Origin of the sequence: Nitrospira sp., assembly GCA_029194675.1 — a bacterium.
Lineage (GTDB): Bacteria > Nitrospirota > Nitrospiria > Nitrospirales > Nitrospiraceae > Nitrospira_D.
Map to the genome: position 1 here is coordinate 1,177,661 of JARFXP010000002.1, position 13,126 is coordinate 1,190,786.

Annotated in this window: 14 protein-coding genes; 11 read left to right on the top strand and 3 right to left on the bottom strand. The window is 55.8% G+C overall.

Features of this window, described 5'->3' with window-relative positions:
* The first annotated feature begins 31 nt into the window (after positions 1-31).
* From P0120_14530 to P0120_14555, 6 genes are all read left to right on the top strand, one after another.
* Complete coding sequence (locus P0120_14530; GenBank protein ID MDF0675536.1) at positions 32-1,057, top strand: AraC family transcriptional regulator; 1,026 nt, start codon at positions 32-34, stop codon at positions 1,055-1,057.
* A 266-nt stretch (positions 1,058-1,323) separates the two neighbouring features.
* A complete protein-coding gene (locus tag P0120_14535) occupies positions 1,324-1,458 on the top strand; it encodes a hypothetical protein (GenBank protein ID MDF0675537.1) in 135 nt (44 codons plus the stop codon).
* 1,064 nt (positions 1,459-2,522) lie between these two features.
* Positions 2,523-3,521, top strand: coding sequence for a carbonic anhydrase family protein (locus P0120_14540; protein MDF0675538.1), 999 nt, complete (start codon positions 2,523-2,525; stop codon positions 3,519-3,521).
* 84 nt (positions 3,522-3,605) lie between these two features.
* Positions 3,606-4,043 carry an endonuclease gene (locus P0120_14545; GenBank protein ID MDF0675539.1) on the top strand — a complete coding sequence of 146 codons (438 nt, stop codon included), beginning with the start codon at positions 3,606-3,608 and terminating at the stop codon, positions 4,041-4,043.
* A gap of 108 nt (positions 4,044-4,151) precedes the next feature.
* Complete coding sequence (locus tag P0120_14550) at positions 4,152-4,613, top strand: rhodanese-like domain-containing protein (GenBank protein ID MDF0675540.1); 462 nt, start codon at positions 4,152-4,154, stop codon at positions 4,611-4,613.
* A gap of 73 nt (positions 4,614-4,686) precedes the next feature.
* A complete protein-coding gene (locus P0120_14555; GenBank protein MDF0675541.1) occupies positions 4,687-4,989 on the top strand; it encodes a putative quinol monooxygenase in 303 nt (100 codons plus the stop codon).
* A gap of 137 nt (positions 4,990-5,126) precedes the next feature.
* On the opposite strand, the gene P0120_14560 is transcribed toward P0120_14555, so the two are convergent.
* Positions 5,127-5,708: a 2OG-Fe(II) oxygenase gene (locus P0120_14560; protein ID MDF0675542.1), complete on the bottom strand. Its 582-nt coding sequence runs from the start codon at positions 5,706-5,708 to the stop codon at positions 5,127-5,129.
* 158 nt (positions 5,709-5,866) lie between these two features.
* Between P0120_14560 and P0120_14565 the strand changes: the two genes are divergently transcribed.
* Positions 5,867-6,862, top strand: a complete 996-nt coding sequence (locus P0120_14565; GenBank protein MDF0675543.1) for a hypothetical protein — start codon at positions 5,867-5,869, stop codon at positions 6,860-6,862.
* Positions 6,863-6,951: 89 nt separating this feature from the next.
* On the opposite strand, the gene P0120_14570 is transcribed toward P0120_14565, so the two are convergent.
* Positions 6,952-7,110 (bottom strand): hypothetical protein, encoded by a 159-nt coding sequence (locus P0120_14570; protein MDF0675544.1) that lies wholly within the window; start codon positions 7,108-7,110, stop codon positions 6,952-6,954.
* Between the two features lie 149 nt (positions 7,111-7,259).
* On the opposite strand from P0120_14570, the gene P0120_14575 reads away from it, so the two are divergent.
* Together P0120_14575 and P0120_14580 are read left to right on the top strand one after the other, a co-directional pair.
* Positions 7,260-8,159 carry an alpha/beta hydrolase gene (locus tag P0120_14575; GenBank protein MDF0675545.1) on the top strand — a complete coding sequence of 300 codons (900 nt, stop codon included), beginning with the start codon at positions 7,260-7,262 and terminating at the stop codon, positions 8,157-8,159.
* Between the two features lie 103 nt (positions 8,160-8,262).
* On the top strand, positions 8,263-9,087 hold the full coding sequence (locus P0120_14580) for a hypothetical protein (protein MDF0675546.1): 825 nt from the start codon (positions 8,263-8,265) through the stop codon (positions 9,085-9,087).
* On the opposite strand, the gene P0120_14585 is transcribed toward P0120_14580, so the two are convergent.
* Positions 9,062-10,558: a type II CAAX endopeptidase family protein gene (locus tag P0120_14585; protein MDF0675547.1), complete on the bottom strand. Its 1,497-nt coding sequence runs from the start codon at positions 10,556-10,558 to the stop codon at positions 9,062-9,064. The two genes, P0120_14580 and P0120_14585, sit on opposite strands and share 26 nt — an antisense overlap.
* Before the next feature lie 141 nt (positions 10,559-10,699).
* Here P0120_14585 and P0120_14590 point away from each other — a divergent pair, with 141 nt between their 5' ends.
* Both P0120_14590 and P0120_14595 read left to right on the top strand, forming a co-directional pair.
* Positions 10,700-11,884 carry an alanine--glyoxylate aminotransferase family protein gene (locus tag P0120_14590; GenBank protein ID MDF0675548.1) on the top strand — a complete coding sequence of 395 codons (1,185 nt, stop codon included), beginning with the start codon at positions 10,700-10,702 and terminating at the stop codon, positions 11,882-11,884.
* The gene (locus P0120_14595) at positions 11,884-13,089 is read left to right on the top strand and encodes an amidohydrolase family protein (protein MDF0675549.1); all 1,206 of its coding nucleotides are present in this window, start codon (positions 11,884-11,886) and stop codon (positions 13,087-13,089) included. Before P0120_14590 ends, P0120_14595 begins: the two co-directional genes overlap by 1 nt.
* Positions 13,090-13,126: the final 37 nt, after the last annotated feature.

The window sequence follows — 13,126 nt, forward strand, 5'->3', positions numbered from 1 at the left end:
AAGCTGCGGCTCGTTTATCCAGGCGTCCGATTTGCTTAGCAGGGACCCCGTACTCCTAGCCATCGATATGGATGTGCTCTCTGAAGTCCTGAAAGCCGTGAAACTGGACGGCGCGGTGTTCTTCAACGGTGAATTTTCATCGCCGTGGTGCGCACGCGAGCCCGACGCAGGCACGTTGGCATCGTATCTCCCCACCCGTTCGAAGCACGTCATTATCTTTCACCTGATCACCGAAGGCCGAGGCTACGTTCGCATCGAAGAAAATGGTCGGGCGGTCCCCCTTGAAGCTGGCGACATCGTCATCCTTGCGCAAGGCGATGCGCACTTTATGGGCAACGGCCCTTTCGTCACACCGATCGACAGCACGGAGCAACTGCGGCAGGTGCTGACAGAAGGACATGTGATTTCCCATTCCGGAGGCGGGGGAGAGCTCACCAAGTTGATCTGCGGCTACCTGACTTGCGATCCACGACTCAGCCAAGTCTTCCTAGCCGGACTCCCACCGATCGTCAAGGTCCATATCCGTGACAGCCCATCAGGACAGTGGTTGGAAGACACCTTTCGATATTCCATCGATCACGCTGAGGTTTCCGGCCCAGGAGGCGCCGCTGTCATCGCCAAATTGTCGGAGGTGTTGTTCGTGGAAACGTTGCGACGGTACATCGCGAAGTTGCCGCCGTCACATACAGGTTGGTTGGCCGGCGTCCGCGATCCGGACGTGGGAAAGGCGCTGGCCATCCTGCACAAACAGCCGGCTCAACCCTGGACGATCGCCTCGCTGGCGAATGAGGTTGGTGTGTCTCGTTCCGTGTTGGCCGAACGATTTCGGCACTATCTATCAGACACGCCGATCGGGTACCTGACGCGCTGGAGGCTGCAGCTCGCCGCTCAAGTATTGTGTTCAACCGCCAAGAGTGTGGCTGAAGTGGCAAGCGACGTGGGATATGAGTCCGAACCTTCCTTCAATCGCGCTTTCAAGCGGCAGTTTGGGGTGCCCCCGGCACGGTTCCGCAGCCACGTGAAGCGGACTCACGCTTCCTCTGTCGCTCCCGATTAACGAATCGGGTCGGACGGCTCACCGCTAGGTAGTTCTACGCCGCGAGAACACCCTGTGGACATTCGTCCCGGGCAAATTTCATCTGGAGCTGTACCAAGTTTCTTCGCGAACATTCTGGAAAACTGTTGTTGCCGATAGGGCAAACTGCTTCTCCGGCTGCCACTCACCCGCAGGAGTCGATTTTCCCGCCTCAAGAAACCTGCACAAGCCTCCTCAACCAAGATTGGTCCGCTGACCGGAACCAGCTTCAAGCGATGACGGACATCATGGATAAGATCAGGCTGTATGCAGCAGGGATTATTGTCGGGGCAGCGGTGTTGATTTATGCGGTCCTCACGACCGTGAGCAACACACATCCTCCAGCAAACGATCTACGAGCGGCATACGAGACCGCCAAATAACGTACGCGCCGACGAGCACATCGTTTCTGATGCTGACGGGCCGACGAACAATGGTCGTGTGAGAGCTGGGGGTGTGTCTGCCTTCCGCTTTCGATGAAAGTGGAGAGCCGTGAGATGATTGCGGGGCAGAGGTGCGCCTCAGACTCCTCTGCTCGTCGCAAGCACATCGCCTTTCGGCTGGTGGCTTCACTGCACCGTCGAACCAAGAGACCAGTGTCACGACTCCGTCGCAACCTCCTGACCCGCCTACCATCCCCTCTCACCATCCTTTACTTGTATCAGGGATTCCCCGTCCAACCTCTTAGGCACTGTCGCGGTAGACCGTCTCGGGTGAGAAGGTCGGAAATCGTCATTCAGCCTCCTTCCCATCGTGGACTCTGTTGAATCTTCGACGGTCCCTCGTTCGACGCCCCACATCTCATGGCAGTCTGAGACAAATCCCCATGCTGCCCCTATCATGCACTTATCAATATGTTCAACTAGGGCTTCACACCTGTTGTTAATACGTATGGCATCATAGTATACTTCGCGCCCGAAAAGACTTCCGAATCCTGAACCATGCATATGGGTCATCGGTCTGTGCGGATGTTGTTTAATTTGCCGACGAGAATGACTGCGGCTGGAACAATTTCCTTGGAGGATAACCGTCACTTGGTGATGTGGGAGTTGGCTTCCCCATCCTATTCGTTCCACATAATTCATATTTCAAGGAGATCTCATGAAGAACACGATGTTTCTCGTCCTGTTGTCTGTTCTATTCGTCAGCCTGGGCTTCGCTGTCAGTCTCCCACTTCCCTCTTCCTCAGTGCCGACCATATCAGGCACCGCTGCTCCAACATCATTAGGTCCCGATTGCCGGATAACCACTTGCTGACACCGACCTGCAGATCGGTGGCCGATGCGGGAATCTATCCCGCCCTGTGTCCTTGGGCTGAGTAGAGCACAGAGTTTTAGCTCATCGCGATGGCACAGCACTGGGCTTGCCTAGGCCGAAGCCCGCGAAGTATCACCGTTCCATTTTGAGACAGATTCCTGTTCACACCACAATAATGAGGTGAAAACATATGAAGACGTATTTGATGAAAATCGCCACGCTCGGCACCCTTAGCATCTTGCTGACAAGCCCCGTGGAGGCGAGCGATCCGCACTGGGATCACACAACCTTGAATCAAGATCCAGGTCAGGGGGCAGACGGGACGTACTGGGCAACATTTGAGAGTCAATCGGGCTCGAATAATTCAGCTGCGTTTAAGTACCCATATGCTGAATGTGCAATCGGGCCCCATCAGTCGCCGATCGCGATCAACCTGACCTCTAATCCGATTCCGATCATCGTCAACCCCAAAACCCAGAGCTCCGACAACAACCCGCCAGCCGAACCAGAGCGCCATGCAGATTCCTTGCTGGTACGGTACGTGCCCTCGATCAGCAGTACGGAAGGCTCTAACATTTCGACGGACGAGGGGAATGTCTATGTCTTTCGGAACACCGGCCATGCGGTGCAAGTCTCCTTCTCAAAAGGCTACCCCGGGAGATTGGTCATCGGAAAAGATGTCTATCCGCTTGTCCAGTTCCATTTCCATACGCCGAGCGAGCATATCATCATAAAGGGTCAGTATCCTGCCGGGAACCAGTACGGGGGTGAATTGCATTTCGTGCATCAGCGTGAGGACGGCAAGCTTGCCGTGTTAGGAATCTTCTTGGACGCACAAGCCTCTGCCGCAGAGAACCCGATTTTGAAGAAGATCATTGAGAATACCCCACCGGAATACGACGCGTTTAACAAAACCGGCGCTGGGCTGCGGTTAGATCCATCGAAGTTGATTCCGATGGAAAGCGAACATGTCTTCACCTATGCAGGCTCCTTGACAACGCCACCCTGCAGCGAAGGAGTGAGCTGGTATGTCTTATCCGAACCACTGAAAGTGGACTCTAACCAGATTCGACAACTCCAAGGGTTTTTTAAGTCAGGTGAGATTCCCTTGCCGAATAACCGCATCGTTCAAAACACCAATTCGCGCACTGTGGAAATCCACAAAGGTCCGCAGGTCGATCACGACTGAGACTACCACATGGGAAGATAGGAAGAAGTCCATCCGGAGAGAAATGACCGTTATGATCTTTGGATATTACGATAGTCTGACGCCATGGTGATGGCGTCTACGAGAAGTAACGGGTCGGACGCCTTTCCCGTTGCGGAACGGCATCCGGCCCTCTTTCACGCGCCCATCATCAGGTGCAATACACCATACTACGACCCCCCTGACTTTGAAGAAGTCGTAAGAAATCAGTGCGGCAAACGGGAAGAACATAAGTTCGAACCTGAGAAAAGAAAAGAAACGGTTACGAGGGCGACGCTGTATTTTCTCCTCCGGTACCCAGGGGAGATCAACCGAACAGCGAAAGAGTACACGCAAGATCGTATCGTCACACTCTTCACATGGCATAAGACCTTCCTCGTGGATGACTACGAACGGCATTGCAACCAGGCGATCTTCGAGCAACAAGACAACCGCAATCCGCTCATCGACCATCCCAAGTGGGCGGCCAAGATCGATTTTCGGCTTGGCTCAGGTGCGGAATAACAATCCCGACCTCTCCCGTCGCATTACGTCTTGAGTCGTCGATAGGAGCGCGCTACACTCTACCCCCTGTCATTGCCGGTCATCCGAGCCCTTTTGAGAGGAGTAGATATGAGCACACCTATCCTATTATTACCGCCGATCTTCATCATGGGCGCAACGCTGGTCATTTCTCCACCGATCTTCGCACAGAGTTTTCCTCCCATCGTGAAACAGAAAGTTGAAGCAGCGCAGAGGCAGGTGAAAACAATCGGCATGGAAGAGTATCGGAATCTAGTTGAGAATCCAAGTGCCGCCGTGATTGTGGACGTACGAGAGCCGCACGAGTACGCCGCAGGGCATGTACCTGGAGCAATCAATATTCCTCGCGGCCTGCTCGAGTTCAAAATCTGGAGCCATGTCGGCTTTCCAGCGAACACCGAAATGGACCGTCCTCTCATTTTGCAATGTCAGAGCGGCAGTCGCGCCTCCCTTGCGGCACAATCGCTTCAAGGTCTGGGGTTCACGCAAACGACGGCCGTCGTCATGAACCTCGACGAGTGGCAAAAGGCCGGCCATCCATTTACAAAATAACCTATCCTCGTCCCAGAACACGTTCACCTCTCTTTCAGACGAGCATGTATCGCCTTATGCTATGGAGCACGTCATGACCCCAGACACTTCCCTCCGAGTGATTGCCCGTGTCAGGGCTAAGACTGAGCACGTCGCACAGGTTCGGGAAATCTTATCTGCTCTTGTTGAACCGACACGCGGCGAATCGGGATGCCTCAGTTACGAGCTTCTGAGGAATAGTGCCGATCCAGCCGGGTTTGTGTTTGTTGAGAAATGGGCGAGTGCACCGGAAGAACGTGCGCATTTCGCCACTCCGCACGTCTCCGTTGCGCTACAACGGTTGGTGGGACTTCTGGCCGCCGAGCCGGAGATCTGTCGGTACAGTCCCCTAAAGTGAGGCAACGCATTGGCATCAATTGCGTCAAGCTCTGTTCACGCGTATGACGCGAGAGGGACGGCTGAGTTTCCTTTGGTATATGTTCGGCAGCAGATCGGCAGCGATGTGACAGGCCTCGTTATAACACTGATTAATGGTTAAGCGTCTGGTAACAACTTGTACATCACATCGGTACGCAGCACATACTTCTCTCCACTCCGTACGACAGCCCCTTCATGCCAGATGGAGTGGAGGAAGACCAGCGCCGCTCCCGTCATCGGCTTCACAGTCAGGTAGGGACATCCTCGAACCACATGCTCCATGTCCGCAAAGAACCTCGTTTCGCCCCCGCTCATTTCGTCGTTCAGATACATCAAGAACGTCACCTCGCTTTTCTGGGAGGTTTCAAGCGACATGTATGAGCCGTCCCGATGTGGCTGAAAGGTCTGCCCTGGGCGATATCGGTAAAACCGCCAGCGTTCGTTGAACCCAACCAGGCGACGACTTTCGACCACTTCGGGAAGCCATGGCGCGGCGCGGCGGAACAACGCGTCCGCCAGAGGTTTGTCATCGACCAAGACGCGCTCATTGCTTCTAACTCCCTCGGCGACGACACCGCCGACGGTTCCAATCTCGTAACTGAAACTCTCGCTCCGTCGAATCAGCGACTCACACTCGTCTCTCGATAGAAACTCGTGTAGTACGAACACCTTGCCAGGATCGAGCTCTTCCTTGTTCATCACGACTTCCTGCGATCTGCTCACCGAATGGTCGTGGGAGTTGCCGCTCACAACACTACCGCAAGCTGCGCAATCGTCAAATGGTTTTCAGGCATATGACAGACGCGCGATCGAGCAGCTCTTCGCCATCCATTGCTGCAGTGCTATACTGCACGGCCATGAAGCCGATCACACCGGATACTGAACTCTCCATAACTTTTGAAAACCAGCGCGCGATTGTTTCTCCCTGGGGAGCCTCGTTGCGACGGTACCTGCTGATCAACGACGGCGGACAGGAAACGGATGTCCTGTGGGGTTATTCTGGTGGTAGGGGGAAGCGAGGTGGACAGGGCGACGTACTCATCCCGTTTCCCGGCCGCGTCAGAGATGGACGCTATACGTTCGAGGGGCAGTCACTGCAGCTCGAATGTAACGACAAGGAAGGTCCGAATGCCATTCACGGATTCGTTCGCAGTCTGCCGTGGCACGTGCAGGAAGCTCACTCAAACAAGGTGACGTTTGAGATTCGTCTCGACGCTGATACATATGCTGAACGAGGCTATCCCTTTTCACTTGCCGTATGGGTGACGTATGAACTCGGCGTCTCCGGGCTCACCTGTTCATTCACCGCGAAGAACGTAGGGCAGCAAGCAGCGCCGGTCGGAGTTGGATTTCACCCATATTTCACTATTGGAACGGCCTTGATCGACGAGGCTGAGGTGCAGATCCCGGGGACCGCCTATTTAGAATTCAACGAGCGGCTCGTTCCGACAGGGGCGATTCTGAGCGTGGCCGACACGCAATGGGATTATCGACGATTTCGTGCAATCGGCCGTCAACGCTTCAACCATTGTTACGTACGGCTCGAACGCGGCGCACAAGGAATGTCCACCGCGTCTCTGCGACATAGCGCCGGCGGTTGGGTAATCGACATTACGATGGACAGCTCTTTTTCCGCGGTGGTCGTCTATACCGGAGATGCCATTGCAGACGCTCCACGAGCCGCGCTTGCCATCGAACCGATGACCTGCGCGAGTGATGCGTTCAATCATCCGGAATGGGGACTGAAGCGGCTTGTTCCCGGTGAGGCATTCTCTGGACGCTATAACGTGCGGCATCGAGCCATAGGAAATGACCCTCTGGGCCCTCGGCATCAACCTTTGTTTCGGCCATGATTGACGCTCGCGGGATTCGTCGAACAGGCGAGTCAGACGACGGCTTGCGCCGACGGCTCGGGTCTTGATGCCTCGGCGGGGACTATCGCTCAGGCAATCTTCCTGAGGTTGGAAGGCCTGCCGCTGATAAGATCGCGGTAAAGCTGGAGAAGCTTGAACTGCAGCTCTTCGAACGATTCCCCTTGAACCTGCTGGTCAGGAGAAACCTGCAGACAACCGCGCCACTTACCCTGATCTTGCCAAATCATGTATTTCGTCATGTCGCCGAGTATAACTGCCATCTGGAGTTTCGAATAGAATTTTGCAAGTTTTCACCGAGGCGCGCAATGGAACGAGACAGAAGCTCCTCTGTGCGAGGCTGACTCCTCGCTCGACCGGGCTTTCTGAGAATACGTGCATGGTTCTCAATACTGTTGATGCACAAGCAGTGACGTTTCAACAAGTATTCGCAAACCGACTATCCTTTCGAGTGGCGACGGCCGGGTCCGGCGATCGCTTAATACTCTGCCTGCATGGGTTTCCAGAATCCGCCGTCTCATGGCGGTATCAGATAGGACCACTGGCAGAGGCAGGATATCTGGTCTGGGCTCCTGACCTACGCGGATATGGCGGTACAACACGCCCACCAGGCATGGAAGCCTATCAAATTGAATCTTTGCTGGACGATGTCACCGGGCTGCTCGATGCCGCTCAAGTTCAACGCGCCATTCTAGTGGGACATGATTGGGGTGGAATCATCGCCTGGTACTATGCGATGCGGCACGCTGGCCGTGTGGAAGCCCTAGTGGTTTCGAACGCGCCCCACCCGGCCTGTTTTGAACGGGAAGTGCGACACTGGCGTCAGTTGCACCGTTCCTGGTACATGCGCTTTTTTCAAATTCCCTGGCTTCCCGAATCGGTCCTGTCGGTTGGCCATGGTTATGTGATCGGTGGGATCTTTGGGCGTATGACGATTTATCACGAGCAGATGCCTGACGATCTCGTTCGGCTGTATCGACGGCAGGCTTGCGAGCCGGGAGCACTCACGGCCATGGTGAATTACTATCGAGCGGCCTTACGCGGCGGCGGAGCAATGCGTCAACGAAGTTTGGGGTATCCTACTATTGCCGTCCCCACGTTAGTGATCTGGGGTTTGCAAGATCACGCGCTCGTCCGTCAGAATCTTGATGGACTGGATAATTTCGTCACTGATCTGACGGTGGTGAAGGTCGCCGACGCCGGACATTTCGTGCATGAAGACAAGCCTGAGCTGGTCACGCGTGAGATGCTGACCTGGTTGGATCTGAAAAGGGTGTAGATATAGGATGGGCTGCAACGTCATGAAAGGACTTTCTTCGTTGGACTCCGGGCTATTCTCACTGGCACACTGCACTGCCACCCAGCAGGGAGTATGATCGATCTTGCATCACTCACTCGTCATTCTCGGATCTGGTTACACCGCCAAATTTCTCCTGCCGCTTGCCCAGCATCGCTACTCGCATGTCTTCGCCACCAGTCGGGATCCGGATCGGCACCTCACACATCTGAGCCCTAACCAACGGATCGGATTCGATCTGACACGGCCTGAGACATGGCAGGCGATTCCAACATCGGCCGATATCCTGTGGTGCTTTCCCGCAGTACCGACCGAGCTGGTGCAGCGGTTCGCTGACGCCGCATCTCTACGAATGCGCCGCTTGGTGATACTCGGTAGTACCTCCGCCTACGGCGACTGCGCCTCAGCCGAGTATCCTCCACCATGGATGGATGAAACAGACAGGGTTGACCTGACAAAACCTCGCGTACAAGGCGAGGAACTATTGCGGAAGACGTATGGAGCCATCGTGTTGCGAGTGGCAGGAATCTATGGCCCTGGCCGCAATCCTATCGACTGGATCAGAACAGGACGAGTGACCAAGTCACGCAAGTATGTCAATCTGATTCACGTTGAGGATCTGACATTGTCCTGCCTTGCAGCCATCATGCACGCTGACCCCAGCGAAATCTACAACGTCAGCGATGGAAATCCGAGGACCTGGATGGAGATCTGTCAGATGGTCGAGCAACGATGGGATATTCGAGCTGCTGACTCTCAGGATGGCGACTCACCAGGGAAGCGCGTGTCAAACAAGCGAATGTGCGAGTTACTGAAATTGCATGACACAACTCTGCGCTATCGGGATTTATTCGAGACGCTCGAACTGATGCAACGGAATCGTCTCAACGAAGCAACGCCATCACGGTGAAGCACACGAGCAAGTTGTTCGTTGCGTGGGCGACCATGCCGGGAATCAGGCTCCCTGTCCGTTCGTAGACCCACGCCCAGAGGAATCCACTCCAAAAGACGCTGAGGAATCCAATCAGGCTATAACCGTGGGCCAGTGCAAAGAGAGTCGTACTGATCAGCGCGGCAGGAAGGAATTCGAACCGGCGGCGAAACATCGCGAACAGTAGTCCACGAAATGCCAATTCCTCGAAGATCGGCGCAAACACGACGTACTCGATCACGCTCACGGCCATGACTGGAGGAGTCCCCCACACAAGCTCCTGATCAAACCATTCCGTCCAGTGATCATTCAAATTCAGGAATTCGGCGGCCTGTCCCATGACCCATTCTCCCCACAGTCCGGCTGCGACCACCGCGAGGATGACGCATGCCAGGCGTCGATGGTTCTCACGCCCAATCCTTAGACCGAAGCCGTCTCGAAAAGTCAGACCGGCCGGCTTGAGCAATTGGACATACGCAAGGATAAGCAGCGGTAGGCTGGCCAAGGGAATGGCGAATGCGCGCAACGCTTCATGCTGAAATAACGAAGTAGACAGAATAACTACGGTCGTGACGACTTCTAAAGCACCGCCGCGGAGGATGACCGCGGCGGCGGTTCCTCCAGGCCAAGGGGGTGGAACGCCGGGTACATGGAGACGCAGGCTGTCTATCCCCTGTCCCCGCCGTCCGACAATACCCACAAGCATGATCGACCCAATCACCAGGCAAATCAATTCGAACACGATCAACGGGCTGATCCATCGTTGCCCCCGATCCTCCCTGAGCAAGCTCTGCTCTTCAACCGTCACCAGCAGATCCTGATCGTCCGCACGTCGTGCCAACCTCGCGGCAAGATGATCATAGAACCATCCTCCCGGCAACGCCTCGGCCAACGTGGCCTGTAATTCCGCTTCATATGTCCTATCAAGTGGCTGTGATCCATACGCAGCTTCTATCAGTTGTTCGAATAACAATGCAGACGGCCCACGGCTTTGCCACCCTTTGCTTTCAGCGAGTGCCGCCGTTTCTTGCCCGGACTCCCCGAGTAGGATAGCCAGCCGAAGTTTGGAGAGAGGATCATCGGTTGTCTCAACCAGTTCCCGGTACCACTGGATAGCCTGCCTCCTCGCTTCATCCTGGCTGTCCATCGTCCAATCAGCCAGCCATTGCTGCCATTGCGGCGCTCGACGAAGGCTGTCTTGTGCGTCCAACATACGGCTGACCATCAGATCAAGCGCGCGATCCGGCTCTTCAAATTGCTGGAGTTTTGGAGAAGTCACCGAAAACCACAGAATGGTGCCGAGCGCCGCGACCAGGATGCCGGCGCATACCCCGCTCACAGCCAGAGACCATCGAGAACGATAGGGCGAGGTCGATTGTTTGGGAACCGCCGGCTGGTCGGACGGCGGAAGCTCCGGCAATTGTTGGATTGAAAGGGCCTGTTCGCTCATGAATTGCCGACTATACCATTGGCCGTCACCCGCTGAATCCCCTCAAAGTAACTATCGGACACTTCCGATAGGTATTTCTCACATAGCCTTAGCCATCATACTTGGCTATACTAACCGCGCGATTTAAGGAGCCTATTTGCTATGGAGAATTTTCTCGCCCCACGACGGCTACTGCTGGGGCCGGGCCCCAGCATCGTGCATCCTCGGGTACTAGAAGCCCTGGCAACTCCGCTTGTTGGACATCTGGATCCGGTTTTCTTACAGGCGATGAACGACATCCAAGCGCTCTTGCGCCACGTATTCTCGACGAGCAATCAATTTACAATTGCCGTCTCAGGGACTGGGTCAGCCGGTATGGAAGCTGCGGTCGTGAATGTCGTCGAGCCGGGCGACGCAGTTATCGTGGGCATCAACGGTGTGTTCGGGACCAGACTCGCGGCAATCGTGGAGCGCTGCGGAGGGAAGGCTATTCGAGTGGAAGTTCCGTGGGGGCAGGTGATCGAACCGGATGCGATTGCCGCGGCGCTCCAGCAGTCGAGTTCGGTCAAGGCCGTTGCGTTGGTGCATGCTGAAACTTCGACGGGGGCATGGCAACCCCTCGAACCGATCAGCGCTCTGTGTCGCAAGTACAATGCCCTGCTGATCGTCGATGCGGTCACCTCGCTTGGTGGAATCCCTGTGGAAGTCGATCGGTGGGGCATCGATGTTTGCTACAGCGCCACGCAAAAATGTCTGAGTTGCCCACCCGGCTTGGCTCCCCTTACGTTAAGCGAACGCGCACTGTCCATCGTCAAGAATCGCCGTTCTCCCTGTCAAAGCTGGTATTTTGACCTGTCCCTCATTGCGGATTACTGGACGGAGCGCAACCGTGCCTACCATCATACGGCACCGATTTCGATGCTCTATGGCCTGCGGGAAGCATTGCGTCTGATCGAGGAAGAGGGGCTTCCAGCCAGGTTTGTCCGCCATCAACTAAATAGCCGGGCGCTGCTCGCAGGACTGATGGCTCTCGGTCTCGACCCATTGCCTCCCCCTGATCAGCGGCTTCCGACGCTGATTTGCGTCACCGTTCCAGCGCATATCGATGAGGCAGCGGTCCGCTCCCAATTGCTGGGGATGTTCGACATCGAAATCGGAGGAGGCCTTGGCCCACTCAAGGGAAAGGTCTGGAGAATCGGACTGATGGGAGAATCATCGACTGAGGCCAACGTTCTGACCCTGTTGAACGCAATGGAGGAGATCGGTATTTGTAGCGGTTGGGTCTCAACTCCCGGCGCCGCGCTGCAAGCCGCTGCGCATATCTATAGTAGAGGCGATAAGTTGTGATGATTGCCATTCATCAGGCGCGCCTCATCGATGGGACGGGAGACCTTCACGACAAGGCGACACTCGTCGTGCGCGGCACAAAGATCTTGGCGGTCGGCCCAAGCAACGAAGTTAGAATTCCCAAAGGAGCAGTCCGTATCGACGGTCGTGGCCTTTCAATTATTCCAGGACTCATCGACTGTCATGTCCATCTTTGCTTGGGCGGAGAGCCGGATGTCGTCGGCACGCTCGAATCAGAGCAGCCTTCCTATACGTTGCTGAAGTCGGCCATACATGCGAAGGCGACGATCGACGCCGGATTTACCACAGTGCGCGATGTTGGATCCCGGGATCATTCTATCTTCACGCTGAAACAGGCCATCGAATCGGGCTTGATGCCTGGGCCACGCATCATCGGCGCAGGACGCGCCATCTGCATGATCGGTGGCCACGCACGGTTCATCGGCCAGGAAGTGGAAGGCACTGAGCAGGTCAGGCGGGTTGTGGCGGAACAGGTTGCAGCCGGTGCAGGGGTCATCAAGATCATTGCCTCGGGGGGAGTGCTGACGCCCGGCACTTCGCCGGACGAGGCCCAAATGACGATGGAAGAGTTAGCGGCAGCGGTCGATGCGGCACAGCAAGCTGGGAGAAGAGTCGCCGCCCATGCCCACGGTGCCGCCGGAATGAAAAACGCGATCAATGCAGGGGTCCGGTCGATCGAACATGCCACTTTGTTGGATGACGAGTCGGGAGCGCTCATGAAGCGCTATGGAGTCTACATGGTCCCTACCCTTTCGGCTCTGGCTACGACGGCGGCCTGTCGGCCAGGCTGCGGCATTCCCGAAAGTGCATTGGCGAAAGCCAAAGCCATGACCAGGCGGCACCAGGCCAGCTTCAAAGCAGCCCATCGAAGCGGCATCGCCATCGCCATGGGTACCGATGCCGGAACCCCATTCAATTACCATGGAGACAACGCGCAGGAGCTTGAACGGATGGTTGCTTTTGGCATGACGCCAATGGAAGCCATTGTCGCCTCGACCGCCACGGCTGCCCAGCTCATCGGGATTCAGGATTCAGTCGGAACACTGATCAAAGGAATGGAAGCTGATCTTGTGATCCTGAAAGGGAACCCACTCAGACGGATCGGGGTGCTGCGGGACCGGGACAAGATTGTGGGCGTGATGAAAGCGGGCAAGTTCGTGGCAGGAGCGCTCTCACAAATGTAAGACGTAAGGGGTTAGGGGTGAAGCGACAATAAGGATC